26 protein-coding genes and 1 pseudogene are annotated in these 26,955 nt (G+C 57.0%); 16 read left to right on the top strand and 11 right to left on the bottom strand.

Annotation, left to right across the window (positions count from 1 at the left end):
* From ACN080_RS09565 to ACN080_RS09545, 5 genes and pseudogenes are all read right to left on the bottom strand, one after another.
* Positions 1-642 (bottom strand): annotated as a pseudogene (locus tag ACN080_RS09565) (hypothetical protein); the annotation flags it as partial.
* A gap of 65 nt (positions 643-707) precedes the next feature.
* Positions 708-1,457, bottom strand: a complete 750-nt coding sequence (locus tag ACN080_RS09560; protein WP_419100413.1) for a sugar isomerase domain-containing protein — start codon at positions 1,455-1,457, stop codon at positions 708-710.
* Between the two features lie 96 nt (positions 1,458-1,553).
* Complete coding sequence (locus tag ACN080_RS09555) at positions 1,554-2,894, bottom strand: PTS ascorbate transporter subunit IIC (protein WP_419100414.1); 1,341 nt, start codon at positions 2,892-2,894, stop codon at positions 1,554-1,556.
* Between the two features lie 32 nt (positions 2,895-2,926).
* Positions 2,927-3,214 (bottom strand): PTS sugar transporter subunit IIB, encoded by a 288-nt coding sequence (locus ACN080_RS09550; RefSeq protein ID WP_419100415.1) that lies wholly within the window; start codon positions 3,212-3,214, stop codon positions 2,927-2,929.
* Between the two features lie 14 nt (positions 3,215-3,228).
* A complete protein-coding gene (locus ACN080_RS09545) occupies positions 3,229-3,663 on the bottom strand; it encodes a PTS sugar transporter subunit IIA (RefSeq protein ID WP_419100416.1) in 435 nt (144 codons plus the stop codon).
* Positions 3,664-4,050: 387 nt separating this feature from the next.
* Here ACN080_RS09545 and ACN080_RS09540 point away from each other — a divergent pair, with 387 nt between their 5' ends.
* The 5 genes from ACN080_RS09540 to nagA all read left to right on the top strand — a co-directional run bounded on the left by ACN080_RS09540 (position 4,051) and on the right by nagA (position 8,999).
* Entirely contained in the window at positions 4,051-4,938 is an 888-nt protein-coding gene (locus ACN080_RS09540; RefSeq protein WP_419113642.1) for an SIS domain-containing protein, read from the top strand.
* 28 nt (positions 4,939-4,966) lie between these two features.
* Entirely contained in the window at positions 4,967-5,941 is a 975-nt protein-coding gene (locus ACN080_RS09535; RefSeq protein ID WP_419113641.1) for a 1-phosphofructokinase family hexose kinase, read from the top strand.
* A 24-nt stretch (positions 5,942-5,965) separates the two neighbouring features.
* Positions 5,966-6,811: a class II fructose-bisphosphate aldolase gene (locus tag ACN080_RS09530; protein WP_419100419.1), complete on the top strand. Its 846-nt coding sequence runs from the start codon at positions 5,966-5,968 to the stop codon at positions 6,809-6,811.
* 204 nt (positions 6,812-7,015) lie between these two features.
* Complete coding sequence (locus ACN080_RS09525; protein WP_419100420.1) at positions 7,016-7,810, top strand: DeoR/GlpR family DNA-binding transcription regulator; 795 nt, start codon at positions 7,016-7,018, stop codon at positions 7,808-7,810.
* Positions 7,811-7,838: 28 nt separating this feature from the next.
* Positions 7,839-8,999, top strand: coding sequence for an N-acetylglucosamine-6-phosphate deacetylase (nagA, locus tag ACN080_RS09520; protein ID WP_419105341.1), 1,161 nt, complete (start codon positions 7,839-7,841; stop codon positions 8,997-8,999).
* Positions 9,000-9,089: 90 nt separating this feature from the next.
* Here nagA and ACN080_RS09515 read toward each other — a convergent pair whose 3' ends face one another.
* Together ACN080_RS09515 and tmk are read right to left on the bottom strand one after the other, a co-directional pair.
* Positions 9,090-10,247 carry a DNA polymerase III subunit delta' gene (locus tag ACN080_RS09515; protein ID WP_419113640.1) on the bottom strand — a complete coding sequence of 386 codons (1,158 nt, stop codon included), beginning with the start codon at positions 10,245-10,247 and terminating at the stop codon, positions 9,090-9,092.
* The gene (gene tmk, locus ACN080_RS09510) at positions 10,244-10,921 is read right to left on the bottom strand and encodes a dTMP kinase (protein ID WP_419105343.1); all 678 of its coding nucleotides are present in this window, start codon (positions 10,919-10,921) and stop codon (positions 10,244-10,246) included. Before tmk ends, ACN080_RS09515 begins: the two co-directional genes overlap by 4 nt.
* A gap of 126 nt (positions 10,922-11,047) precedes the next feature.
* Between tmk and ACN080_RS09505 the strand changes: the two genes are divergently transcribed.
* The 3 genes from ACN080_RS09505 (at position 11,048) to ACN080_RS09495 (ending at position 13,428) form a co-directional block, all read left to right on the top strand.
* The gene (locus tag ACN080_RS09505) at positions 11,048-12,229 is read left to right on the top strand and encodes a trans-sulfuration enzyme family protein (RefSeq protein WP_419113639.1); all 1,182 of its coding nucleotides are present in this window, start codon (positions 11,048-11,050) and stop codon (positions 12,227-12,229) included.
* A 15-nt stretch (positions 12,230-12,244) separates the two neighbouring features.
* Positions 12,245-12,562: a DUF2516 family protein gene (locus ACN080_RS09500; protein ID WP_419100425.1), complete on the top strand. Its 318-nt coding sequence runs from the start codon at positions 12,245-12,247 to the stop codon at positions 12,560-12,562.
* Positions 12,563-12,687: 125 nt separating this feature from the next.
* Positions 12,688-13,428, top strand: a complete 741-nt coding sequence (locus ACN080_RS09495; protein WP_419105345.1) for a phosphoglyceromutase — start codon at positions 12,688-12,690, stop codon at positions 13,426-13,428.
* Positions 13,429-13,611: 183 nt separating this feature from the next.
* Here ACN080_RS09495 and phoU read toward each other — a convergent pair whose 3' ends face one another.
* Positions 13,612-14,268, bottom strand: coding sequence for a phosphate signaling complex protein PhoU (phoU, locus tag ACN080_RS09490; protein WP_419105346.1), 657 nt, complete (start codon positions 14,266-14,268; stop codon positions 13,612-13,614).
* Between the two features lie 187 nt (positions 14,269-14,455).
* On the opposite strand from phoU, the gene ACN080_RS09485 reads away from it, so the two are divergent.
* Positions 14,456-15,637 (top strand): sensor histidine kinase, encoded by a 1,182-nt coding sequence (locus tag ACN080_RS09485; RefSeq protein ID WP_419113638.1) that lies wholly within the window; start codon positions 14,456-14,458, stop codon positions 15,635-15,637.
* 60 nt (positions 15,638-15,697) lie between these two features.
* On the top strand, positions 15,698-16,378 hold the full coding sequence (locus ACN080_RS09480; protein ID WP_419100429.1) for a winged helix-turn-helix domain-containing protein: 681 nt from the start codon (positions 15,698-15,700) through the stop codon (positions 16,376-16,378).
* A gap of 86 nt (positions 16,379-16,464) precedes the next feature.
* Here ACN080_RS09480 and ACN080_RS09475 read toward each other — a convergent pair whose 3' ends face one another.
* Positions 16,465-16,995, bottom strand: a complete 531-nt coding sequence (locus tag ACN080_RS09475; protein ID WP_419100430.1) for a hypothetical protein — start codon at positions 16,993-16,995, stop codon at positions 16,465-16,467.
* A 278-nt stretch (positions 16,996-17,273) separates the two neighbouring features.
* Between ACN080_RS09475 and ACN080_RS09470 the strand changes: the two genes are divergently transcribed.
* Genes ACN080_RS09470 through ispF form a run of 3 tightly spaced genes read left to right on the top strand, consistent with a single transcriptional unit; the run spans position 17,274 to position 19,068 of the window.
* Positions 17,274-17,759, top strand: coding sequence for a CarD family transcriptional regulator (locus ACN080_RS09470; protein WP_419100431.1), 486 nt, complete (start codon positions 17,274-17,276; stop codon positions 17,757-17,759).
* 23 nt (positions 17,760-17,782) lie between these two features.
* Positions 17,783-18,580 (top strand): 2-C-methyl-D-erythritol 4-phosphate cytidylyltransferase, encoded by a 798-nt coding sequence (gene ispD, locus ACN080_RS09465; protein WP_419100432.1) that lies wholly within the window; start codon positions 17,783-17,785, stop codon positions 18,578-18,580.
* Positions 18,581-18,585: 5 nt separating this feature from the next.
* A complete protein-coding gene (gene ispF, locus ACN080_RS09460) occupies positions 18,586-19,068 on the top strand; it encodes a 2-C-methyl-D-erythritol 2,4-cyclodiphosphate synthase (protein WP_419105350.1) in 483 nt (160 codons plus the stop codon).
* 49 nt (positions 19,069-19,117) lie between these two features.
* On the opposite strand, the gene ACN080_RS09455 is transcribed toward ispF, so the two are convergent.
* Positions 19,118-20,464, bottom strand: coding sequence for an alpha/beta hydrolase (locus ACN080_RS09455; protein WP_419100434.1), 1,347 nt, complete (start codon positions 20,462-20,464; stop codon positions 19,118-19,120).
* The gene (locus ACN080_RS09450; RefSeq protein ID WP_419113637.1) at positions 20,465-22,762 is read right to left on the bottom strand and encodes a bifunctional lysylphosphatidylglycerol flippase/synthetase MprF; all 2,298 of its coding nucleotides are present in this window, start codon (positions 22,760-22,762) and stop codon (positions 20,465-20,467) included.
* 408 nt (positions 22,763-23,170) lie between these two features.
* On the opposite strand from ACN080_RS09450, the gene ACN080_RS09445 reads away from it, so the two are divergent.
* The 3 genes from ACN080_RS09445 (at position 23,171) to rlmB (ending at position 26,649) form a co-directional block, all read left to right on the top strand.
* On the top strand, positions 23,171-24,055 hold the full coding sequence (locus tag ACN080_RS09445) for an alpha/beta hydrolase (protein ID WP_419100436.1): 885 nt from the start codon (positions 23,171-23,173) through the stop codon (positions 24,053-24,055).
* 44 nt (positions 24,056-24,099) lie between these two features.
* The gene (gene cysS, locus ACN080_RS09440; protein WP_419113636.1) at positions 24,100-25,527 is read left to right on the top strand and encodes a cysteine--tRNA ligase; all 1,428 of its coding nucleotides are present in this window, start codon (positions 24,100-24,102) and stop codon (positions 25,525-25,527) included.
* A gap of 141 nt (positions 25,528-25,668) precedes the next feature.
* Positions 25,669-26,649, top strand: a complete 981-nt coding sequence (gene rlmB, locus ACN080_RS09435; RefSeq protein ID WP_419105353.1) for a 23S rRNA (guanosine(2251)-2'-O)-methyltransferase RlmB — start codon at positions 25,669-25,671, stop codon at positions 26,647-26,649.
* Positions 26,650-26,955 lie beyond the last annotated feature (306 nt).

Genomic DNA, 26,955 nt, shown 5'->3' with positions numbered 1-26,955 from the left:
GCTATTCCAGGCGGGAACCTTCAGAACTCCTTCCCCGTCCTGGCTTGTCAAAGAGGGCTCTGCATCGGGAATCCCGTCCTTGTTGAGGTCCTGGGCAGCTAATTCTAGGGTCAGCCAACCGTCCTGGCCGAAAGTAAGACGCTTACGCATGATGTTCATGCTGTCCAGGGCACGGTCGAAGGACTTGCCCCCCAAAATGCTGTAATAAACACCGTCATCGGAGAACTCATCAACGTACCAGGGGCTTTCGGCGCCCAACGGATCAACTATCCAGGGCTCTGCCGAGAGGGAAATATCATCATCAAACTGTTCTTGATACTTAAGAACCCAGTCTTGACCTGCCTGGTCCCCTGTACCGGCAGAAGAGCTAACACTGGGGGAGGGAGTTGGCTGGGGGGACCCGGTTTCGCTAGGTTCTGCAGTTGCGGTGGGTTGTTCCGTTGAGCTGGGGCTAGCACTGGGGCTAGGGCTTGCTGTTGCGGTGGGTTGCGCTGTTGAACTGGAGCTGCTCGTCGCTGAGGGGCTAGCAGAAGCGCTTGCTGTGGGCTGACCGGGCTGGCCCGGGGCTGTTGAACAAGCTGCCAGGCTGAGGGTGACTAGGCCCAGGGTTAAGGCCCTGTATTTGCTGGAGGTAAACTTCATTGTTTATGTCCTTAGATATAAAAGGTGCCTGACTCAGAGTAAAGCTCCGAGTCAGGCACTGCTCATTAGTTAAGGTAGAAGATCTTGTCCTGGTTTTCAGACATGTGCTTCTTGTTCCACTCGGCACCACCATCGAGGTTGGCCGCGAGGAAGACTGGGGCGCTGATTCCGCGAGCCAAGAGCTGCTCTATGATACCTGCGGACAGGGAGTGCAGAATCGCGGTCGAGGTGACACCCGAAGCAGGGGTGAACTTCTGGGGGACACCTTCGAGGGAAAGTACGGCGTCGCCGGCATCGACCTGGTTGTCGATGAGGATATCTGCGTGATCCTTGAGCTTGGTCTTATCGGGAACGCGAGAGGTAACGGCGTCGGTGTACTTGGAGGAGGTCAGACCTACCACGAAGATGCCGCGGGCACGGGCTTCACGAGCCAGCTCGACCGGGAGTGCGTTACGGCCAGAGACCGAAACAACAATGAGAACATCGCCTTCGCGCAGGGGTGAGTTGTTGAGGACGACTTCGGCGTAGCCGGGCATCTGTTCCATCTGGGAGCCCAGGGTGGTGGGGCGGGTGGTCAGTGCTTCAACGCCGGGTGCGTAGAGGGGGTTGATGAGCATGAGGCCACCGGCGCGGTAGACGATGTCCTGGACCGGCAGGCTGGAGTGTGAAGCACCGAAAGCAAAGATACGGGCACCCTTTGCGACGCGGTCAGCGATCTCTGATGCTGCCTTTTCGATGGTAGGTACTTCTTCTTCACGAATCTTTTCAAGCAGGGAGATGATTTGCTGGTAGTAGCTATCCAAGAGCTGTGACATGATTCAGAATCCTTTGATTGATGCTGGTAGAAAATTGTTGTTCCCCGCCCGACCGGTAAGACCGGGCGGGGTAGCGGTGCGAGAGCAACCAAGTTTTTAGGCTACGAGGCCCAGGAGCTGGCCGATCCAGTGGATGATGATGCCGGGGACAACAGCATCGGGAACGGTGAAGCCCAGGCCGGAGGCGCCGAGAGCTTCCAGGTCGCCAAAGGCCTGGCTGTAGAAGGCGAAGGAGATCAGGATCCAGCCCAGGAAGCCCCAGAGGAAACCGCCAATCCAGGCTGCAAGACGGCCACCGGTTGAGTTAGCAAAAATCGCTGCGGTACCGGAAGCGAAGAAGGCCACGATCATGGAGGGGATGGGGACCGGCCAACCCAGGGAGACACAGAGTGCCATACCAGCGATTTGACCGATGAGACCGGAAATCAGACCGATGAGCAGAGCGTTGGGCGCGAAGGCAAAGAGAACAGGTACATCCAGTGCGGGAATCGCGTTGGGAATAACCTTCTGGGAGATACCTTCAAAGGCAGGAACGATTTCCCCGATGAGCATACGAACACCGTAGAGCAGAATCAGCATACCTGCGGTGAACTGCATAGCCATCATGAAAGCGAAGAGGATCCAGTTTTGACCGTTGGAGATACCACCGTTTTCGGTGGTCGCTTCGAAGGCTTCTACGCCACCTACGGAAACAGCTGTGATAGCTGTGCCGATGGAGACAATGAGCATGACCAGGGTGGTAGAGACAGCTACGTCGCGGAAGAAGGAGAGCTTCTCGGGGAGTTTGATGTCCTCGGTTGACTTCTCCTTGTTGCCAATGACCATGCCCAGGTAGCCAGCTAGTACGTTGAGCAGGGTCTGGCCGTGTGCGAAACCAACGTCGTTACCACCGGTGATACGGCGGACGAAGGGCTGGGCGATGGCGGGAGCCAGGGTCATGTAGAAGCCGTCAATGATAGAGGCGATGGCAACAGTCCAGAAGGGGCCCAGACCCAGCTGGTAGATGGCGATGGTGAAAGCACCAGCGTGCACCCAGATCATGTGGCCGGTCAGGTAGACGTAGTGCCAGGGGGTGAAGCGGGCTAGCAGGAGGTGAACGATGTAACCAAAGAGCATGGTTAGGCCAATTTGTGAGCCTAGAGCTGCTACAGGTCCAGCCTGAACGGCCGAGACCACGGCTTCATCGAAGGTAACGAAGGTGGTGATATTCCCCGCGGGGAAGGCCATCTTGAACATGTCCTGGATGGGGCCGAGACCCTGAATCAGGACGGTAACGCCGCCACCGATAATCAGTAGCGAGAGTGCGGTCTTAATAGTGCCGGTAACAATCTCGTCGGCGCTCTTCTTCTGGGCGAGCAAACCGATAAAGGCGATAAAACCTACGATAATAGCTGGGATCTGAACCAGCTGTATCAAGAAGGAAAGGACGGAATCCATGGTGGTTTACCTTATGTATCTAAGGGGTGCTGTTAGGCACCGGCTTGGAAGTCTTTGACAGCTGCTAGAACCTTGGTCTTAACCTCGTTCTTGTCGATGAGATTGTCAATGAGAACGACCTTGGCCTTGGTGCCTTCGACGTTTTTTGCCATTCCGGTGGTGGTCACAACGATGTCTGAAGGCTGGGACTTGAAGGAGCCCAGGTCAATAGCCTGAACTTTAGCTTCGATACCTTCGGCGCTGAGCAGGGTGCGTACCTGCCCGGCCAGCATCATGGAGGTTCCGAGGCCCATGCCACATACGGTTGCAATTGAAATCATTGTTCTTTTCCTTACTATTTGGTGGTGAACACGCGCATAAGCTCATCGTCATTGCGGGCCTGGCGTGCTTTTTCAATACGGTCTTGGTCAGCTAGGACAGCTGCAAGTTCTTGGATCTTTTCCATGTGCCCGTCGGTGCTTGTTGAGGCAAACGAGATGAGGAAATCGACGGGATCGTTCTTCTCGCTACCGAACTCTACGGGGGTGGAGAGGGTGACGACCGCTGTGCCAGACTTGAGCACGCCGCTGGTTGCCTTAGCGTGCGGCATGGCAATGCCGGGAACAAAGACCATGTAGGGCCCAAAGTCCAGGACGCCCTGAATCATAGCCTGAGTGTATTCTTCGGTGGCTATTCCGGCCTGCTCGTAGAGGCTGCCAACTAGCTGGATAGCTTCTTTCCAGTCTTTGGCCTCTCGTTGGGCTGAGACGAGATCGGGAGTAAAGCTCATGGGATTGTCTCCTCGGTAACGGACCTATCTACACATCCCATCATAGTGAGCGAATTTGCGTGATGTAAACATTTTGACTGATTTTTTTGAGAAAAAATCAAACTTGATCATGGGGCCTAGTGAAGGATGTGCAGGGGGCCCTGGCCCCTGAAAAAGGGTGGTTTTGACTCAAAAGTAAGAACCGAACCCTCCCTATTAAGTACCTTGAGTGTCGTCCGCCTCAGTTTTTGCCTTTGGGTAGGGTGCTGGGTGCTCGCTTTTCTTTTAAGTTGCCTTCAGGTCTGGACAGCAAAAGGAATCATGTGTAATCATAAATATTGAGCGAAAATGATTGCTAATGGGCAGTTGCTCACCAGAACTACAGACGCTCCGGAAGGGAAAAACACCATGTCTCTAGCAGGCGCTTTTATGAAAGAAGAACTTGAAAGCCAGCCCCTCATGTGGGAGCAGGCACTGGGCTTGGACACCGCCGTCCTTCCCCAGCCCGGCCTGAAGGTAGCAGCTATTGGCTGCGGCACCTCCTGGTTCATGGCTCAGGCCTACGCCGCTCTGCGCGAAAATGCTGGCCAGGGCATCACCGATGCCTTCACCGCAACCGAGGTCCCCATCGGTCGTGACTTTGACGAATACCTCATCATCTGCCGCTCCGGTACCACCACCGAAATCGTTGACTTCATGAAGAGCGTCAAAGGCACCAAGCCCATCACCGTCCTGGTCGGTGTACCTGACTCACCCGTAGCAGAACTTGCTGACCGCCTTGTTGACCTCTCCTTCGCCGACGAGAAGTCCGTTGTCCAGACCCGCTTCGCTACCACCGCTCTCATGTTCCTGCGGAGCTCCATCGACTCAGAAGAAGTATGCCGTGCCGCTATCGAAGATTGCCGCGCTGCACTGAGCGAACCTCTTGCCCCTGAACTGATCAACGCTGAACAGTACTCCTTCTTGGGCACCGGTTGGACCGCAGCGCTGGCTACTGAAGCCGCACTCAAGATGCGCGAATCCTCCCAGAAGTGGACCGAGTCCTACAACTCCATGGAGTACCGCCACGGTCCCATCTCCATCGCAGCACCCGGCCGCGTCACCTGGCAGTTCGGCCTTGCACCCGAGGGGCTGCGCGAGCAGGTAGAAGCAACCGGCGCTTACTTCGAGGATCGTGACCTTGACCCTCTGGCTGACCTTGCTCGCCAGCACCGCGTAGCTCTTGAAACTGCCTTGGCTAACGGACTAAACCCCGATGAACCCCGCAACCTAACCCGTTCAGTCATTCTGAACTAAGCAGTAGGGAAAGGGGAGAGGTACCATTATGGCCGGTGCACGAGTCATTACACTGACGCTCAATCCAGCTCTCGATATCACGGTGAGCATAGACCAGCTCACCCCGGAGAGCACCCTTCGGATCCCTCATGCCCAGCGCAGATTGGGCGGTAAGGGGCTTAACGTTGCAAACGTAGCCGCCGAGCAGGGCTACCCTGCTCTGGCTCTTGCGCCCCTGAACGAGCTATCGCTCGCTGAGCTCAAGGCCCGAGTTGCCGCTTCAAGCCCCGGGGTGTGCCCCCTACACGAGCAGGTACAGCTCCTTCAGGCCTCTACCCCCGTTCCCCTGCGGAGCACCTATGCCCTGGTGGAAACGGAAAGTTCCACGACCACCATCATCAACGAGTCAGGCCAGGAGCACCCCGCAGAGGTCTACCGGGAACTCCTGAAGCACCTGGCAGACTCCCTGGCGCAGTACCCCGGTAGCGTGGTCACACTCTCTGGCTCCTTCCCTCCCCGGAGCCCCGAAGGACTTATCTCTGATATCGCTCGTACCTGCCAGGAGGCCGGTGCCGCTTTCATCGTGGATACTTCCGGCCCCTACCTACTGGAAGCCGCCCGCGCCGGTGTCACCTACCTCAAGCCCAATCGAGCTGAACTGGTAGAAGCAACCGGTGAGCAAGACCTCTACCGGGGTGTCGCCCGCCTACAGGAGCTGGGTGCCCAGCAGATCATTGTCTCCTGCGGCCCTGACGGCCTCTACGCTTTCGGGCAAGAGCAGGGAGTCAAAGCGCGTCTTGCTCAAGCCCTTGAAGGTAACCCCACCGGGGCAGGCGATGCCCTCGTAGCAGCCCTTGCTACCTCACTTCTTGATGAACTCAGCCTAGAAGACCTGCTTATCCGTGCAGTGAGCTGGTCTGCCTCCGCTGTTACCCAACCCCTCGCCGGCTCTATTGGTAGCGCCTGGTCTTCACTGGCCGAAAAGGTCATCGTTGAAGATGTCACCTACCCGTCGGCGTCCTAGCACCAGCCCAGAAGGAAGAACAACATGCCACAGGTAAGCACCCTAGATCTGGTCCTAGCTGCCGAAAGCCGTAAGAGCGGCATCGGGGCTTTCAACGTCGTCCACCTGGAAACCGCAGAAGCAATTGCGGCCGCCGCTGAGCGATCTAACCTGCCCGTGATTATGCAGGTCAGCCACAACTGCATCCGCTACCACGGTGGCTTTGAGCCTATCGGCCATGCCATGCTTGAAATTGCACGGAACTCAACCGCCGAGATTGCTGTTCATCTGGATCACTGCGAGTCTGTGGAACTGGCCTGCCAGGCTATTGACCTGGGCTTCAGCTCGGTCATGTACGACGGCTCAACCCTGCCCTACGAAGAGAACCTGGCCGCAACCGCCAAGGTCGTGGAATACGCCCACAAGAAGGGTGCGACCGTTGAAGCTGAACTCGGTGAAATTGGCGGTAAGAAGAGCGCCCACGCTCCCGGTGTACGCACCGATCCGGCAGAGAGTAAGGAATTCGTGGCGGCAACCGGTGTCGATACCTTAGCAGTGGCTGTAGGCAGTGAGCACGCCATGACCTCCCGCACTGCCACCTTGGATCACGAGCTGATTGGCCGGCTCCGTCAAGCCGCAGGTGTACCCCTGGTCCTGCATGGCTCATCGGGCGTCAGTGACCAGGAAATTCTGCGCGGTATTGCATCTGGCATGACTAAGATCAACGTTTCAACCCACCTGAACGGTTTCTATACCGGGGCTATCCGCGAATACCTGGCGGCTCACCCAGATGTCGTGGACTCCCGCAAGTACACCATGGCTGGCCGGGAGGCCCTGAGCCAGGAGGCCCAGCGATTGCTGACCCTTTTTGCCAGCGGTTCCGCTCGATAGTAATAACCCTTGCCCGGCTGGCTCCAGCCGGGCAAGAGCCTGGCTTACATGACTGTGCTGTCTGGGGAGCTGGCCCAGTTAGTGGGCAGGAATGAAAGTTAGAAAAGAATTCGATAGATTATTGGGAAGCTGGGGCGCATCCCCGGCGATACCTGTTAGTTAGCGGCCTGAAAAACTATAGAGATCAAGGAGCTTGCTCTGACTATGCGTGATGTGCGCCATACACAGATATTGGATATCGTGAACTCACGCCAAGTCGTGACGGTCAAAGAACTGGTTGACGAGCTCAAGATATCCACAGCCACGGTCCGGCGGGACCTGGAAGCGCTCAGCCAGGCTGGCCTGCTGCAGCGCACACGGGGTGGCGCCCAGAGTCTGCCTACCTACCTCCCGCCGGTCATTAAAATGGACCAGACCCACAGCACCCAAAAGGCCGCAATTGCCCAGCACTGCCTGGAATACATCAAGCCCGGTGCCATGATTGGGGTCACCGGTGGCAGCACTGTGGGCGCTCTTGCCCATGCTCTTGCACAGTGGGCTCACCGCCATAAGGATCAGCCCTCTTCTCCCCATAAGCCTCTGCTGACCATCGTCACCAACGCCGTTGATATCGCCTACCGGCTGGCCGAAGTCAGCGAAATCAAAATTGTGCTGACCGGCGGGGTGATTAACGGCTTCTCCTACGAGCTGACCGGCCCCTACGCCATTGATGTTCTCAACCAGATTTCTTTGGACATGGCTTTTATCGGGGTCAACGGGTTCGACGAAAACGGCCCGGGCACCGTGGATGAGTATGAGGCATCGGTCAACCACACTATGATTACCCGTGCCCAGCAGACCTTTATCGTGGCCGATTCCAGTAAGTTCGGTAAGCGTTCCTTTACCTCGATTAGCGGTGACAGCGACCGCTTAGCCACTACCATCATTACAGACTCCTCTATCAGCCAGGAATGGGCCGATCGGGTGACCCAGCAGGGCTATAACCTCCGTATTGTTTAATTCTTTGATGAGAAAGAAGGCAGATTTTATGTCCTCCCTTATCGTTCATTCAGCTACCCTCTATGACGGGATCATCGGAGGGGTTCACCAGCGCGGTGCGGTCCTTCTAGAGAACGGGAAGATTAGTAAGGTTCTGGGCGAGGATGAGTGGCAGAGCTACCTGAGCCCCGGTACCGAGGTGGTTGATGCGGCTGGGGCTCCGCTGGTCCCCGGTTATATTGATATCCACCATCACGGCGGTGCTGGGCACGCCTATGATGAGGGAAGCATTGAAAGCGCTACTGCCGCCCTTGAGGCTCACGCCAAGCACGGTACCACCCGCAGTGTTCTCTCCACCGTGACTAACTCGGTGGAGGCTATTAGCCATAGCTTGCGTAACCTGGCACCTCTGGTGGAGCAGAACCCTCAGGTTTTGGGTTTCCACGCCGAAGGGCCTTTCCTACACCCCCAGCACAAAGGTGCTCACCCCGAGGATCTTCTGTGTGACCCTGACCCTGAGGCAGTCGCCCAGATTCTTGATGCGGCTGGCGGACATCTGCTCCAGGTGACCATGGCCCCTGAACGTGAGGGTGGCCTGGCCGCTATTGAAAGCTTTGTGGGCGCAGGTACCAAGGTCGCTGTGGGCCACACCAGCGCCACCTATGAGCAGGCAAGAGACGCTTTCTCGGCAGGTGCTAGTCTGCTAACCCACACCTTTAACGGTATGAACGGTATCCACCACCGTGCCCCCGGCCCTGTGATTGCGGCCCTGGAAGACAGCCGTGTTTCACTGGAAATTATTAACGACGGTATTCACGTTCATCCCTCAGTAGTTGCCCAGATTTTTGGGCGGGCACCGGAGCGTACTGTGCTGGTGACCGATGCCATGTCAGCTACCTGTAACGCTGACGGCATCTACATGCTGGGTACCCTCGAGGTTGAGGTTAAGGGTGGGGTTGCAACCCTGGTTGAGGGTAAATCCCTGGCTGGCTCCACCCTGACGATGGACCGTGCGGTGGCGTTGGCTGTTCAGCACTCTGGTCAGCCGCTTGACCTTGCGGTTGCTGCGGCCACTTCTCAGGCTGCCGCCGCTCTGGACTTGGCTGACTCCTACGGTCGGATTGCACCGGGTTACCCGGGTGACCTTCTGCTCCTGGACGCTGAAACCCTGCTCCCCACCCGTATCTGGCGGGACGGCGTTCAGCTCTAAGCACCCCAACTAACTTCCTTATGTGTTTAGCCCCGAACTGGTTATCCGGCTCGGGGCTGACTTTTGGGTTGAGCGGGTAAAGCTCACGAGCTAAGAGCCTGCTGGTGAGGCAATGAACTGTGTCATCATGGCTTCAAAAGCTAGGCGGGCACTTGCATTGGTGTTCATTCTGCGGCGGGTAGTTGCTACAGTTTGCAGGTGAGCTAGCACGGCTTCCGGCCTAGTGCGCGCGGCGTAAGCCTGTAGCTGCTGAGCCATGTGGGCGTTAATAAGCTCTGCCCCAGTGCCCATTTGCAAGGTGAGTACATCACGGAAGACCGTTTGAATATCGGCCAAGAAACGGTCCAGGGTATCGGTTTGGATTCGTTTGGCGCGGCGTTTTTGATCTTCTTCTAGCTGACGTACCTGGGCGCGGTGGGTGGGGGAGAGTTTCTCCCCGTCCGTGTAGCCCAGGGAGGTCAGGAGCGCGGCACGTTCGGCCTCATTGCGGGTTTGCGCGTCTGCTTCTGCTTGAGCCTCAGCAATAGAGATGAGCCGGTCGGCGGCATCCATCGCCGAGGCAACAGAGCTGAGGGTCAGCGGTATCTTGACCACTGAATCGCGGCGGGTGCCTGCCTGCGGGTCGCTTGCTAGCTTGTGGGCGGTGTCCAGGTTGCCCTGGGCTAGGCGGGATACTAGCTCGGCTTGGTGGGGTTCGAGCCCGTGCTGGGTCTCGAGTACGGCGGCAACTTCCGCCACCAGGGGGAGCCGTAGCTGGACCGGGCGGCACCGGGAGCGGATAGTGATGAGAACATCGGCGGGGGAGGGGGCCGTCAATAACCAGATAGTGTAGGGCGGCGGCTCCTCTATAGCTTTGAGGAGTACGTTGGAGGTGCGTTCGGGCATGCGGTGGGCGTCTTCAATGAGCATGACGCGCCAGCGTCCAACAGCGGGGCGGTCCTGCGCTTTAACAACAAACTCGCGGGCCTCGTCGATGGTGATGACGGTTTTTTCGGTTCGAAAGTGCAGGAAGTCTGCGTGGGAGCCGCTGAGCACGGTTTGGCAGGAACGGCAGGTTCCGCAGCCGCGTGCGGCGGGGTTGGGCTGGTCGCAGAGGAGTGCTGCCGCGAATGTCTGGGCTGCTGTGGTGTGGCCTGCACCGGTCGGGCCGGTAAAGAGCCAGGCGTGGGTGGGCTTGGTATCAGCGGCGGCGGTAGCTAGCTGGTGTTTGACCTCGTTCTGCCCTATTAGGGAGTCCCAGACGCTCATGAAAGTACCGCCAGGGCCGCATCCAGAACCTGTTTGTGGACTTGCTCGATGGGTTGGGCACCGTTGATAAGGGCGTATCGCTCTGGGGCAGCCTGCGCTAGGGAACGGAAGGCACTGTGTAGAGCGCTGTGGAAAGTGTCGTCGGCGGCTTCCATACGGTCAGCGTGACCGCGGGCACCTGCGCGCGCACGGCTTTCAGCCAGTGAAACATCAAGGAGTACCGTGATGTCGGGCAGGAGATTGCCCGTGGCCCAGCGGCTTAGGTCGGTGATGGTTTCCAGGCCCAGGCCGCGCCCAGCTCCCTGGTAGGCTGCTGATGAGTCGATGTAGCGGTCGCACAGAACGATGGTGCCGGCTTCTAAGGCTGGTTGAATTTTTTGGTGGGCGTGGGCGGCCCGTGACGCCGCAAAAATGAGTGCTTCGGTGTGCGGGTCAATCGCGCCGTTGCCGTGCTCTAGGACCAGGGCACGGAGTTTTTCGCCGATGTCGGTGCCCCCTGGCTCACGGGTGACCAGCACAGAATAGCCGCGCTCTGTGAGGGCCTCTGCCAGGAGCTTGATCTGGGTGGTTTTGCCTGATCCGTCGCCACCTTCAAAAACGATGAAAGTGCCGGGGTAGGGGCCGTGGGCGCGTGCCGGGTCGGCATCTGGGGTGTAGGTCAGTGCTTGAGTCACCCCTCTAGCCTACCAAGGCCTGTTTGCTGGGGCTTGCGGTTAGATAGGGACTCTAAGCAAGTTCATTTGGTGACCATGCTTCTCACCTACTAGCTCCTTAAGAATCGGGCGCGTATGGTGGTGGGTATGACCGAACAGAATCTTTCTCCGCAGACCCGCCTAGTTGCTGGCGGCCGGCCGGCCCACCGTGATCTTGCCCCGGTAAACCCACCCATTTCTATGTCCTCTACCTTCCGGCAGATAGGCCCCACCGACCTCAACAGCTACGCCCGCTTTACTAACCCCAGCTGGGACGGTCTTGAGCAGGTTGTCGCTGACCTTGAAGGCGCAGAGCTCCCCGGCCTTCTTTTTGCCTCGGGTATGGCGGCTGTAGCTGCGGTGCAGGATCTGGTACCGGTTGGCTCTATTATCCTTCTGCCCAAGCACACCTACATGGCCTCGGTATCTATGGCTAAGCGCCTTGAGGCGCGCGGTATCGCCACAGTTGTGCGTCTTGATATTGAAAACACCGAGTCCGTCATCGCTGAACTGGAAAAAGCGGCAGCCACCGCAGGGGTCAGCCCCGAGAATGTGAACTATGCAGCCCCTAAGGTTCTGCTGTGGATGGAAAGCCCCACCAACCCCATGATGGAGGTCGCTGACCTGCCCGCTATCCTGGGTGCGGCGCGCCAACTGGGTATCGTTTCAGCCGTTGATAATACCTTCGCAACACCGCTTGGCCAGAACCCCCTGCTGCTGGGTGCCGACGTCGTAGTGCATTCCGCCACCAAAGCAATCGCCGGTCACTCCGACGTTCTGCTGGGTATCACCGTTACCTCCAACCCGGTCCTGCGCGAAGCTATGCACACCCACCGCACCACCAATGGCGCTATCGCCGGGCCCTTCGAAGCATGGCTGGGCTTGCGCGGCGTGCGTACTATGGGCGTCCGGTTAGAGCGCTCAGCGGACTCCGCCCTGCAACTAGCGCAGCGCCTTAGCGAACACCCGTCCATCAAGGCAGTACGCTACCCCGGCCTACCCACCGACCCCGGCTACGAGCGGGCCTCAGCCCAGATGCAGACCTTCGGGTCTATCCTCTCCGTCACTCTTGATGCCACCGCCGAAGAAACCGACCGCCTTGTTGCCGCCCTGAAGCTGTGGACTCCCGCGACCAGTCTCGGTGGCGTAGAATCACTCATTGAACGCCGCCGCCGGCACGGTTCAGAACCCCACTCCATCCCGGAGTCCCTACTCCGTCTCTCCGTGGGCATCGAGAACGTCGATGACCTGTACCAGGACCTGGTGGCAGCCCTAGAAAATCTCCGCTAAAGGACGAAGCACCCTATGACTCCTCTTGATCTCATTGCTTGGGCAAACTACCTCATCAACCTGCTGGCCTCGCTGGTCGTAGCAGGACTATCTGTCTACGCCCTGTTTGAGGCCGCACGCGCAACAGGGTACGCCTACCAGAGCGCCTTCAAACGCACCAAAGGCTTCTGGCTGGCCGTCACGGGCGCTGCCACGCTCTTTTCGGTCCTGACCCTGTGGCAGTCCTGGAACGGTAGGATTAGCTCAATCTTTATGCAGTTGGTTGCCGCTACCGCCGTGGGTGTCTTCTTAGCTGATGTTCGCCCCGCGGTGGCTGTGCGTCGCCGTCGCTAAGACTTGCGTTAGGGCCTGAAAAACCCACACATATTCACACGCATTCCCCTAAGATAGCGGTTTGTTCAGTGAATAGGTGTGGGTTTATCTTTTATTTAGAGGGATAAAGTGGGATAATGAGAGTTATGACTTACAAATTGGTACTGCTCCGTCACGGGCAATCAGAATGGAACGAAAAGAACCTCTTCACCGGTTGGGTAGATGTTGCCCTCACCGAGAAAGGTAGAGCTGAAGCGGCCCGCGGTGGTGAGCTTCTGAAGGAGCGCGGCATCCTTCCCGATGTCGTTCACACTTCACTCCAGCGCCGCGCCATTAACACCGCTAACCTGGCACTGGACGCTGCTGACCGCCACTGGATCCCCGTCAAGCGTAACTGGCGCCTGAACGAGCGTCACTACGGCGCTCTTCAGGGCAAGGACAAGACTCAGACCCTAGAGACCTACGGCGAAGAGCAGTTCATGACCTGGCGTCGCTCCTACGACGTTCCGCCGCCGGCACTTGATGATAACGACGAGTTCTCACAGGCAAAGGATCCTCGCTACGCTGACATCGAGAACGCCCCCCGCACCGAGTGCCTCAAGGACGTTCTTGAGCGCATGCTCCCTTACTGGGAATCGGACATCAAGGAAGACCTTAAGGCTGGCAAGACCGTTCTGGTTGCAGCTCACGGTAACTCCCTGCGCGCACTGGTGAAGAACCTGGAGGGCATCTCCGATGCCGACATCGCTGGCCTGAACATCCCCACCGGTATCCCGCTTTACTACGAGCTGGACGAAAACTTCAAGCCCCTTGGCCCCGGTGAATACCTAGACCCCGAGGCCGCTCAGGACGCCATCAAGGCCGTTGCTAACCAGGGTAAGAAGTAAATCTTAGCCCGGTTTTAAAGCCCTAGTGCCCCGCCCTCCTGAATAGGTGGGCGGGGCGCTTTAGTTTCAGAGGAGTTGAGACTAAGCGAGAACCAGGGGACTGTGAGCGGCTGCCAGCCGGTCCGGGGCCTTTAGAGGCGCTGATGAAGCTCACGGCCCCTGCCAACTCAAAAGTGTCTGGTCTTAGATGCTGGGCACTGCGTTCCAGTCTCCGGTCACCAGGTAGGTGACCTTACGGGCAACGGAGACACCGTGATCCCCAAATCGTTCCAGGTAGCGTGAAGCCAAGGTGACATCCACTGTGACCTGGGCGTTCTGGCCCCAGTCGGGTGCTGCCATGCGGTTAAAGACCTCTACGTGGAGCTCGTTGACCCGCATCTTGTATTTGATGATGTCCTGGGTATGGACCAGCTCACGGGTTTCTAGCAGGTTGATGACGCTGGCAATAATTTTCAGGTCCAGCTCAATCATCTCTGCGAACACAGGTGTGATGGATTCCGGTAGAACGTGCTCCGGGTAGCGCATGCGAGCAACCTGAGCGACGTGACGGGCAAGGTCGCCCATGCGTTCCAGGGAGGTACTCATACGCAATGCTCCCACAATCATGCGCAGGTCTGAGGCGACCGGGCTTTGCAGGGCCAGTAAGTCGATGGCTCGTTCATCCAGCTCATTTTGCATAAAGTCGATGCGGGCATCGTTAGTGATGACCTCCTCGGCTTCCTGGATCCCGGCCTTGAGGAAGGCATCGGAGGCCCTGCTAAGGGCTTCTTGGACCAGGGTGGCGATGTGGATGAGCTCTTCACCGACATGTTGAAGTTCGGCTTGGAAGACTTTGCGCACGTGCGCGTCCTTTCCATGTGGAGATATGTGAGGGCGTGAGAGGGCAGAGAGCGCTCTTTCGCTACCTATCTAGAGTGCCAAGGCCACATGAACACCAGCACATGCTTGGGTAAACGTTAGTTGAACCCCTGCCAACAGGTAGCGTGCGGGGTGAAAAGGTGGGGGTCTACGGCCTAAGCTGGTAGACGTGAACTCTACAATGATTGCTTTGATGGCGGCATTTTTGGGGCTCATCATTGGCGTTGTCAGCATGTTTGCTCTTCAACGAAGTGAGCGCCAGCGCGCTCGCTGGGCCGATGTTGAAGAGCCCACCATCAGTGACGGCGCGGCAGAGGTTTTGGCGGTGATTGGTCGTGCCTATATGGTGGTCGATGCTGTCGATGGCGTTGTTCAGGCCTCTCCTGGGGCCTATGCCCTGGGGCTGGTACGCGGGCACACGGTGGAGTCCGATGAGCTGCTGGCTATGATTGATGCAGTTCGCAGCAAGGGCATCATTGTTGAAAAGGAAATTGTGCTGGCCCGTGGTTTCTACGACCAGAGCAGGCTTGTGATTGACCTGCGCGTAGCTCCGGTAGGTGATGAGTACATTCTGGTTCTGGCTGATGACCGGACTGAGATCGCTAGGGCTCAGACGATCCGGACGGACTTTGTGGCTAATGTGTCTCACGAACTTAAAACCCCGGTGGGTGCGGTAGGGCTCATGGCAGAGGCTATTGAGAGCTCTGCCGATGATCCCGAATCTGTGCGCTATTTCTCGGGCAAACTCAAGAAGGAGTCGCAGCGGCTGGGTGCTCTGGTGCAGGACGTTATCGAGCTCTCCCGTTTGCAGTCGGCTGACCTGGTGGTCAGTTCTACCCTGGTTGATGTGGGGCAGGTTGTGGCTGAAGCCCTTGACCGCAACAGGCTTACTGCTGAGGACAAAAATATTGAACTGCTGGTGGGTGGTACCGCCTCGCGTCCTGTTCATGGTGACCCGGAGCTTCTCTCGACGGCCGTGCACAATTTGATCGAGAACGCAATCCGCTACTCGCCAGATAGCACCAAGGTGGGCATTGGGGTCTCTGTGAAGGAGGACACTGTTAGAATTTCTGTGAAAGACCAGGGCCCGGGTATCCCCGAGGATGAACAGGACCGTATCTTTGAGCGGTTTTACCGTGTGGATCCGGCGCGTTCCCGTCAGACTGGCGGTACCGGGTTAGGTTTGAGCATCGTCAAGCATATCGTAGGCTTGCACGGTGGTGAGGTGACGCTGTGGTCCCATCCGGGGTCCGGCTCAACATTCACTATTGCTCTGCCTATCTTGGATGAAGAAACCGAAAATGACTTACTGGGCGAGAATGCGGGCACCCGTCCGGCCTCTCGTGCATAGAACTAACCCTTTCCCCGCTGGGCCACACGGTTCAGCCCGATTCCCGAAAAGGACACACAGGTGACCCGTATTTTAGTGGTTGAGGATGAAGAGTCACTCAGCGAGCCTTTAGCCTTCTTGCTGGGGCGTGAAGGGTTTGAAGTTCAGGTTGTTGATAATGGCCTGGACGCCGTGGTTGAGTTTGAGCGTGCAGGCGCTGACCTGGTGCTCCTGGATATTATGTTGCCCGGTCAGTCCGGCAACGAGGTATGCAAACAGATCCGGGCTAGCAGCACTGTACCCATTATCATGCTAACGGCCAAGGACTCTGAGATTGATAAGGTCTTGGGGCTTGAGCTGGGCGCTGACGACTATGTCACCAAGCCTTACTCATCGCGGGAGCTGATTGCTCGGGTGAGGGCCGTCTTGCGCCGCCGGGGTGAAGCTGACGAGCCTGACTCTGGTGCTATCCAGGGCGGGCCGGTCCGTATGGACGTTGAGCGCCACGTTGTGACGGTGAACGGGGAAAGCGTCGCTATGCCCCTCAAGGAATTTGAACTTCTCGAAATGCTCCTGCGGAATGCTGGTCGCGTGATGACCCGCTCCCAGCTCATTGACCGTGTGTGGGGTGCAGACTATGTGGGTGATACCAAGACCTTGGATGTTCACGTTAAGCGGTTGCGGTCAAAGATTGAGCCGGATCCCTCATCGCCGCGGTATGTGGTTACGGTTCGCGGTCTGGGCTATAAGTTTGAGCCCTAGGCCAAGGCGTGAGCGGTAAGTAAAAGCTGGGGCCCAGAACCTTCAAGGTTCTGGGCCCCAGCTTTTGGTATAGGGTGACCTACCGTTTAGTGCTGGGAGGTTTCGGTCGCGCTAGCGCTTGCCGCGTTGGGTAGGTAGGAGGCGTATTCCTCAAGCGTTCCGTCAAGGACGGGAACCACGAACTCAGACGGTTCGGATGTGACATCCGAAGAAACGGTGGTTTTGAGGCTTAGACCGGGGGCAGCCTCGGTTGACTTAAGCACAATCTCGTTGGCTTTATCCTCCAGGCGAACTTCCTTGCCAGCGGGAACCTCAATGGTCAGCGTCTCACCGGGGAAAGCCAGGGTAACGGTGGCATCTTTTTCGGACTGGTTGAGGATGGTACCCAGAACACGACCGGGAGCGCCTTCAGCCGATGAAATCACCATGATGTTGCGGAACTGGATGATCTCCTTGTTCGCCTCGGTGAGGTTAGTCATCTGACCGTCTGATGCTGAGTAGACGATGGTGGTGGGCTGCTTGTAGATGTAGCCACAGCCAGTGGTAGCCAAAAGGGCACCAGCGAGGGCGATTGTTACGCCAGCGCGCTTGATGCTCAGAGAAGCGGTGTTCTTCACAGCTCTTGCTCCTTGTTTAGATGTATGGGCCCCGGATTTATGCAGGAAAAAATGTGTGTGCTCCGCGCAAAGTAGGGGTGTGTTCTCTCTTCAGGTCATATTCTAGCTGGTTTATAGACGATACGTCTGTATCAACGGGCAAAAGCCGGTAAATGAAGCGCTGACCGCCTAGCGGGGCATTACGCTGTGCGGGGAGAGCCTCGCTCCATATCTGTAACCTTAGGGTCGCTGTCTAAATAGGCGTGCTAGAATGGGTAGGCTGAAAGGGGTTTATCCATATGGTTTTTGAGGTTGGCGAGACCGTCGTTTACCCTCACCACGGTGCAGCAACGATTGAAGAAATCAAAATGCGCACTGTCCGTGGCGAAGAGAAGATGTACCTAAAACTCAAGGTCGCTAATGGCGACCTTGTTATTGAGGTGCCCGCTGAGAACGTTGACATGGTAGGTGTACGCGACGTCGTTGACGAGCGTGGCCTCCAGGAAGTCATTGATGTTCTGCAAGCAACTGACACCGAAGAAGCGTCCAACTGGTCCCGTCGCTACAAGGCGAACGTTGAGAAGCTGGCATCTGGCGATGTCCTTAAGGTCGCCGAAGTCGTCCGTGATCTGTGGCGCCGCGAAAATGACCGTGGCCTTTCCGCTGGTGAGAAGCGCATGCTGGCTAAGGCCCGCCAGATTCTCTCATCCGAGGTCGCACTGGCCAAGGACATTAACGAGGAAACCGCCGAAGGCGAGCTCGATAAGATTCTCGAAGGCGTCTAAACTTTCGGGTATGCTCACTAGCTGTGAGCACTATAGACCAAAAAAATGCAGCGGGTACCGTTCCAGAACAGGAGACGGTGCTCGCTGTTCTTATTGTGGCGGCAGGTTCAGGTTCCCGTTTGGGTGCTGGCATACCCAAGGCCGCTGTAGAAATTGCGGGTAAAACTCTTCTGGAATGGGCTATTCTCGGTGCGCTAGCGTCGGGTGTAACGGCGCGGCTTGTGGTGACGGTGCCTCCCGGGGATACCTTGCTGACGGCTATTTGCGCTCGCTACGGTGCCTTGGCGGTACCCGGTGGAGCTAGCCGGGCTGAGTCTGTAACAGCGGCTCTTACGGCTCTTGACGCTGCCAAGCCGCTACCCGGTGCTTCGAGCTCTCAGCCTACCGGGGTTCTGGTGCATGATGCTGCCCGTTGCTTTACACCTGCCTCTGTTTACCGGCGGATTGCTCAGTCCCTGGTCGCGGGGGAAAGAGCAGTTATCCCTGTGCTGCCGGTGGTTGATACTGTCAAGACGGTGGATGCCCGGGGCTATGTCACAGGTACCCCCGCACGGGCGGAGCTCAGAGCAGTCCAGACCCCCCAGGGCTTTGACCTCCCGACCTTGGTGCAGGCTCACCGCGACGTTGCCGGCCTACCAGCGGGGGTTGCCGAGACCATTACCGATGATGCCATGCTTGCGGAAACCCTGGGCCTGCCTGTGGCTACAGTTGACGGTGACCCGCAGGCTCTTAAAATTACGACCCCTCTGGATTACACCTTGGCCGGGGCTTTGCACACCCAGGGCGCACTTGAACTTGTTGAAGAGCTAGAGAAGAGATAGAGGCTATGATTCCCCGTATTGGCACCGGAACTGATGTACACGCTTTTGGTGATGAAGGCACAGAGCTGTGGGTAGCAGGGTTGCACTGGCCAGGGCAACGCGGCCTTTCAGGTCACTCTGACGGTGATGTGGTGGCCCATGCAGCGGCTGATGCTCTGTTTTCTGCCAGCGGGACCGGTGATTTAGGCTCCAATTTTGGGGTAGACCGGCCCGATATGGCAGGTGCTTCAGGGGTGAGAATTCTGTCGGAAGCCGCCGCTATTGTCCGTGCCGCGGGCTTTGAAATCAGCAATGTAGCTGTCCAGCTGATTGGCAACAAGCCCAAGTTTGCCCCCCGTAGGGATGAAGCTAACCGGGTGCTGAGTCAGGCTGCTGGTGCTCCTGTTACCGTCACCGCGACCACCACCGATGGCCTGGGCCTAACTGGGCGCGGTGAGGGTGTAGCAGCTACAGCTGTTGCCCTGGTCTATCCCGTAGAGAACCCGTAGAGCTAGAAGCGTCCCCCGCCCCCGGCAGAAGCCGGGACGGGGCACCGAGCTATGAGCTGGATATGCCAGCTCTTTTACCCAGCCAGGGCAGGGAGTCGGCAAGTGTAGCCTCCCAGACCTTCCACTCGTGTTTTCCCTCATAGGTATTCCACTGCACATCTAGGCCTGCGGCTTTTGCGGCATCGTAGACCGTGTGTAGGTCCTTACGGTAGTTGGCATTATCCTTGGTGCCTATAGAGAAGATTCCGGCTGGCCCGGGCTGGGTGAACCTACCCTTCTGTAGCATGGTCAGCGGGTCGTTGGCATCAAAAGCGGCCTGGTTGCCATCAAAGCCCTGCGCTATAGTTCTCTCAAGGCTGCCGATGGATGGGTGACCTTCCCCGGACATATCGATGAAGGCCGAATAGATCTGGGGTGCCCTCAGTGCTGTCTGTAAGGCACAGGTGCCGCCGTTGGAAAGTCCCCCGATAGACCAGTGAGCATGATTGGTATCGACCTGAAGATTATTTTTAAGCCAGGTGGGAACAGTTTGCTGAAGGTAGCTTGCTACCTTGCCGTGGCTGGTATCGCTACATAAGGGGTTAGACCAGTCTCCACCATTTTGGTCTACCACCACTACCACCGGGGCGAGCCCCTGATGCTCGGATGCAAAGGTGTTGAGGATATCGTGAACCCCACCCATATTGAACCAGTCACCCGGTGAACCAGGTTGCCCAGCCATGAGAACTAAGACCGGGAGTAGAGGTCTCTGGCTTGTCATGTAGGCAGGGGGCAGATAGATATAGGCATCACGGGGAGTAAAGGTCGAATCTTGAGAGGGGATACTGGTTTTGACAAGGGCCCCTTCGGTCGGCATATCGGACGGTGCTTTCCAGGCCACTGCAAGCGACTGGTTCCCTGCGTCAAAAGGATGGCTCTGCGCTCCGGCCTGAGCCTCATCGAGAGAGCTGGTGGGTACTGTAACACCTAAAGCTGCGGCAAGGCTAGGGTAGCCTCTATAGTAGGCGTTGAGGCCCAGCCCTGTTGCGGTAAGAGCGAACCCGAGAGCCACCAGGCCAGCAAGGAGCCGGACCCCTCTGGCAGGCACACTACGACTGCTCCAGTTGGTGCCTACTAGGACTATCACATAGAGCAGGATCAGTGATACATATCCAACCCATAACCAGGTAGGCAGGGTAATTCCCTCAGCCACTAAGTGCACTACATTGTTACCGATGAAGGCTGAAAGCCCAGTGATGGCTACCGCTGAGACTACCAGCAGAGCATGGCTACGAAGGGTTATGTTTCTGCCTACTTTCCAGAGCAGAATCAGGGCAACTACTGCCGCAAGAGCTAGTGAGACCGGGCCCCAATAGTCAGCTCGTAAATCCACTGACCTCGCAAAATCACCCAGCATTTATTTTTCCTTAGAACCTATAGCTTGAATAATTCCCACGACGTCTTTTGCCTTCATCTCGGGTAGATAGGCGTGAGTGACTGCCACACCGATTGAAGCTAGCTGCCCAGAATCAGGGGTGACCAGGTACATGGCCTCAAAGTCAGGCTGGAATTTTGCCTTAAAAGTCAGCAGCGAGCGGAAGCCGTAGAGAGGTTCCATACGGTTACCTAAGTAATCTAAGAGTCGATCTAGCCCAGTCCTTTCCACTGTGGAGTCTGAATGCGCTAAGGGCGCTCCTGAAAGAGAAAGGAGCTCAAGCCCTTCAGCTTTTGCGTCCTGGGCCGCCGAAGCGATGAGGAACTCCATGGACGCGGGGAATACTCCCTCACCGTTGCGGCGGCGCATAAAGTCCAGGGTCAGCCCGATAACCCTGCCCTCTCTATGAACTGGCATCCAGGAGGTCACTCCGTGTATAAAACCAGTTTGATCAGTGGCTATCAGAATTCTTGTTTCTGGGTCTTTGAGTTCCTCCAGTCCACCGAGGGTAAAGCCCATCTCAGGCAAACTCTTATCAGACACCCACCCTTCAGAGATCTCAACAATCTGGGCCCATTCCGCCAGAAGCAGGTCATCTATGCTCGTCCAACGTGCGGTAATGTCCTGCTTGCCCGCCTGGTTGAGGGCTGTCCGAATGGACTGAAATTTTTTACCTGAGAAGGTTAGGCATGAAAGATCAATCACTGCTTCTTCAGCAACCTGCCAGGAGCTCCACCCGAGCTTCTGCGCAGCCTGCTGGGTTGGTGAGTGCACAGAATAGAGTGCGGGAGTTAGCCCGGAACGGGTGCAGAAGACTGCAAATTCTTTGACAGCAGCTTCCACACGCTCAGGGGCGGCCGCAGGGTCCCCAACGGTCAAGGCAACACCGTTATGGGCCAGGTAGGCAAAGCCCTCTTTTCCCGATTCGGAGATCCAGTAGTGCCGGTTATCCCAGGTGCTAATCCACCCCAATGTCCCAGCACCATGTTCTTTGACTAGCTCAATAAAGTGCTCGCGATTCTTGCCTACCTTGCCAAAGGGAAGGGAGAGAATGCGGTAGGTGTAGATAATCGCAGCGCCCCAAAAGAGGGCTGGGAGGATCCAGTGCAAGGCGGTTGTCAGCCAGAAGGTGCCGGTGTAGGTCGGGGGGAAGACATACCAGGCTGCAGAGGGCAGAAGTTTGACTAGGTAGTCCAGGGCGAAAGGGAGCAGCTGTGGGTGAGGGGCAAAGGCCTGCGGCATTATCCAGGCGAGGAGAACCATGATTGTTGCCCCACTGAGGCCGACCAATCCTATGGTTTTTGCAGCGCTGAGGGCGGCTCTTGTGTTCGAGGGTAGTGGAAAGTACCGCCAGGTTACAGCAATCAGGCACATGATCAGCAGGGGGATAAGGACGGGGATGATTAACCGGCCCCCTGCTTCTTCTAGTTCTGCCAAAGAACCGTAAGCCGAGCGATGCTGGCCTAGGATGCCTGAAAATATGATTAGCCGTAGCGCTGTGAAGAGGAAGATTGTTCCTTGAAGGAGCAGGGTCGCGTAGGCAGCTATTCGACGCCCGCGGGCTAGCCCCATGGCCAGGACTAGTTGCAGGATGATGGGTAGCGTTGAGAGCAGGCTGGGGAGGAAACCCCGTGTTTGAGCTAGGTAAACTTCGTGGCTACAGAGCTGGCTAGCGGTTTTTTGGGAGCAGAGGGCATCGAGGGTTTCGTTAGTGAGCACACTGCTTGCAATATCGAATTTGGCCGATGCGAGAGGGCCAACAGGGTTAGGGGCATGGGCGGCAAAGAAAATACCCAGGGATATTGCGGTAATTGCTAGGGCAACTAGTGTTCGCTTTTCGTGACGGCTACCTACGATTGAATCTTGGCCCTTGGGAGATGTGCTCAGTAGTGATCCGCTGGCCCAGCCTGTGATAGCGGCCAGGAAGAGGCCAATATCTTGAAGGGAACCTCCGAACCCCAGGAGAACCAAGGTGGTCAGGCAGGTTGAGAGGCGGATTCTGCGCCTCCATATTGTAGAGAGGGAACGTGATGATGCTAGGAGCGTGCCGGTCATCATGAGCGGGATGCCATAAACAGCGTGATCGGTTAGGGCTTGGGCCCAGCCGGGAATGAGGTAGCTAGCTGCTGAGAAAATGATGGCCAGGGATGCTACCGGTAGCAGATAGCTAGCGGCTGCTGCTAGGGCGAAAGGCCAGGTACCTAATTTGCGTTCAGCTAGGGGACCGATGCTGGCCAATAAGAATAAGGAAAGCACAGTTGAGCCGGGTCTAGGGCTCACAAAGGTACCGGTGAGGACCCCCCAAAGGTTCTCTAAGTTACCCGGTTGAAGGGTTAGCGGTAAGGTTTTAGCGGCCCCAAAGACTATCTGGATGATAAGTGAAATGAGGGTGAGGCCCAATAAGACGGTGCTGAGTGGCGCGATATGCGTGTAGTCTGCTAGGTATTCTTTGGCCCAGCGTAACCGTCTCCTGGTGGCTTGTAGGGGAGGATTTTTGGGACTGTAGGGGGTAGTTCTATTCACTAACAGCAACCTTTAAACTTTTTGAGTATCTGGCATTAGAGTATAGGCAGATTATTGTGGGATTCTGCTGAGAGAGGCCACCTCTTGCGGGCGGAATTTAGCCTGAATCCTCTTGAGAGGGCTAGAATAGTTGGCTGTTGCCATAGCGCTTTGAGGAGAACTTTTGTGACAGCTGCTGACCCCCTTGCACCCTACCCGCATGTTCTGAGCCGGCGGGGCGGGAGAGTGATTGCCTGGCATGAGTATGGGGTTTTAGAGAACCCACAGCAGACTGTGCTTTACTGCCACGGCACTCCTGGATCTGGCTACGAGGCTCTTTTTTTGGATGAGGCTGCCCGCCAGCTGGGCATCAGGATTATTGCTCTTGATCGACCCGGACTGGGTGCCTCAGATCCCGTTGACTACCGGACGGTACGCGGTTGGGTAGAGGATGATCTCCTTGCTGTAGTCGAGCACCTGGGCTTGGAGAGGCTGAGCGTGATTGGTTTCTCAGGTGGGGGTCCTCATGCAATGGGTATAGCTGCCCGGTTACCGGAGTTAGTGGACCGGCTGGTTCTGCTTGCCCCTTTTACTCATCATGCTGCATGGTCAACTCGGCTTGGTTTGGCTTTTACACCTTTGCGGGTGCATCTGTCTCACCTGACCATGAGCTGGTTTCCTAAGGTTTTGATTGATTCTTTAGCTCGCGGAGCTGGCCTTCTCCTAGCTGGTAGGTCAGCATCTCTTGAGGCTTTCGTGCGCTCAGTGCAGGGGCGTAGCGGTGCCTACCGCATGGCGGTTGCTCATGATTATGCTCTCCAGTTTGCTATTCGGGGTGGTGTACAAGATGAGTACGCTATCCAGGGGGACTGGGGTTTTTCGGAGGCTTCGGTGAGGGTAAGGACTGATATTTGGGTAGCGGGAAGGGATAAGGCGGTCAAGCCTGCCCGCGTCCGGAACTTGGGTCTGCGAATGGGCGCCACCTTGCATGAGTTACCCCAGGATGGGCATTTTTCCTTGCTGATAAACCATGGTTGGGAGATTTTAGGCAGCTTGGTTAAGGATGGCTAGAGCTGTTCAGAACCGGCGCTTGTGCAGGCGGTAAACTTGTAGCTGTGACTTTACGTTTTTATGATTCAGCAACTGCAAGTGTTCGTGACTTTGTCCCGGTTTACCCCGGTGAGGCCCGTATCTATTACTGCGGTGCTACCGTGCAGGGGGCACCGCATATTGGGCATGTGCGCTCGGGGCTGGTCTTTGACCAGCTTGCGCGCTGGCTGACCTACCGTGGTTTTAAAGTCACGACGGTCCGTAATGTCACCGACATTGACGATAAGATTCTGGTCAATTCAGCGGCTTCCTTTGACTCTGATTATTCTGGGGACCGTCCGCGTGAGCAGTGGTGGGCCCTGGCCTACCGGTTTGAGGGCATTTTTGGGGTGGCTTATGAGGCCCTGAATATTGCTCGGCCCACCTATGAGCCGCGAGCAACCGGACATATTCCCGAGATGTTCGCTCTGATTCAGAGGCTGATTGACCGGGGACATGCCTACCCGGCTTTGGACGGTTCGGGTGATGTCTACTTTGATGTGCGCTCCTGGGCGCAGTACGGTTCTTTGACCCGTCAGCGTGTGGAGGACATGCAGGATGCCCCCGATGCAGACCCGCGCGGTAAGCGGGACCCCCGTGACTTCGCCCTCTGGAAGGGGCATAAGGAGGGCGACCCCGAGACTGCCCGCTGGGAGTCTGCCTGGGGTGCAGGCCGCCCGGGTTGGCACTTGGAGTGCTCGGCTATGGCGGGTAAGTACCTGGGTGAGACCTTCGACATTCATGGGGGCGGGCTTGACCTGCGCTTCCCCCACCACGAGAACGAGATGGCTCAGTCGCAGGCCGCCGGATTTGGGTTCGCCAATTTCTGGATGCACAACGGCCTGGTGAACTACGAGGGCGAGAAGATGTCCAAGTCTATTGGTAACATCATCACCCCCGAGCAGATGCTGGAGATGGCTCGCCCCCTGGTGGTCCGCTACTACCTGGGCCAAGCACACTACCGTTCGGTGCTGGACTACCGCCCTACCTCCTTGGAGGAGGCACGGGTTGCTGTTGAGCGTCTTGAAGCCTTCCTTGCTCAGACCCTTGCTTTCCACCGGGCCGATGCTCGGGTTCCTCAGGCCTTTGCTGAGGCTATGGACGATGACCTCAATATTCCTCGCGCTCTTGCTGTGCTCCATGAGCTGACCCGAGCGGGGAACGCGGCTTTGGCAGCAGGGGAGTCAGCTCAGCAAGAAGCAGAGCAAGTTTATGCCATGGCCCGAGTACTGGGCTTGGTGGAGCTGATGTCATTTGCTGGTACACCGGCTTCGGACGGCGGTGCTGCTGAACATGCGGCTCTTGATTCTCTGATTCAGACCATGCTGACCCAGCGTGCTGAGGCCCGTGAGGCCAAAGACTGGGCACATGCTGATCAGATTCGCGATGCCCTGGCAGCGGCCGGGGTTACTGTCAAGGACGGCCTATCTGGCTCTACCTGGTCCCTGAGCTAGAGCGGATCGTCCACAGATGTAGCTGTTAGCAGGCGCCCTGCCGGTTTCTGGTGGGGCGCGTGCGCTAGCTCTCGCACCAAAAAGCTGGGTGGGTCGGTAAGCTAGAGAACAACGGCAAGATACCTATCAAAGGAAACCTATATGGCGAAGGCAGGCTCACGCCCCGGCGCAACAGCTAAAAAGAAAGGCCCCACCAAGGGCACCGGCGGTCACGGGCGCAAGGCACTTGAAGGCCGCGGCAACACTCCCAAGGCTGAGGACCGCGTCTACCACAAGGCCCACAAGATGAAGCGGGCCGCTGAAAACCGCAAGGCGACTAACACTCTTCGCTCACGCGCACCCCGTCTGGGCGGGAAGCGCGCTTCAGACGAACTGGTGACCGGTCGTAACTCGGTCTTGGAATCATTGCAGACCAAGATCCCTTCTAAGACTCTCTTTGTGATGTCTCGTATCGAGGTCGATGACCGTGTCCGCGAGATTTTGACTGAGGCTAATAAGCAGAACCTGCCGATTCTTGAAATTGGCCGTCTTGAACTGGACCGTCTGACGGACCACGCGGTTCACCAGGGTGTTGCGCTTCAGATTCCGCCCTACAAGTACCCCGACGCGGGGAGCCTGGTTCTGGATACTATGGAGCGCTGGCATGATCAGCAGCTGGAGGTCCCGCCACTCTTTGTTGCGCTTGATGGCATTACCGACCCCCGTAACCTGGGCGCTATTATCCGTTCGGTCTCTGCTTTCTCGGGTAACGGTGTAATCATTCCGGAGCGTCGATCTGCTGCTATGACCGCTTCTGCCTGGAAGACCTCTTCTGGCGCCGCAGCTCGTATCCCCGTTGCTAAGGCAACCAACCTGACTCGGGTAATTCAGCAGGCGAAGGAGGCTGGCATGTTTGTGGTTGGTCTGGACGGTGGGGGAGATATTGATCTGCCGGACCTTGAGCTGGCCTCTGAACCGCTCATGATTGTTGTGGGCTCTGAGGGTAAGGGCCTGTCCCGTCTGGTGACCGAGAACTGCGATCAGATTGTTTCTATCCCGATTAGTTCGGCTATGGAATCTTTGAATGCTTCAATGGCAGTGGGTATTGCCCTGTATGAGGTATCCCGCCGCCGTTCTAGCTAGTGGTTATTTCTAAAGGTAAGCTCTTCCTCCGCAACCTGCGGAGGGGAGCTTTTCTTTAAAGTCCTTGGCTAAAGTGTGAGGTGCCGGTGTTTGCATCTATTGCTTAATGAGCTCACCAGAAGCTCAATAATGTGATGTAAGTTTAGGTGCCAGCTCACAAAGAATGCTGCGTATATGTCTTGGCGAATGCGTTTAAAAAAAGTTTAGAACTTTTTTGAAGTTCCGAAATCCGCGGTTTACCAGGGAATTTGTCGGACAGCTTGCGGGCCGTGAGCGCTTTTAAGGGCAAAAACGCTCCCTAAGGAC

This window comes from Rothia sp. CCM 9416 (assembly GCF_048513535.1).
Lineage (GTDB): Bacteria > Actinomycetota > Actinomycetes > Actinomycetales > Micrococcaceae > Rothia.
This window is presented reverse-complemented; position numbering and strand designations above follow the sequence as displayed.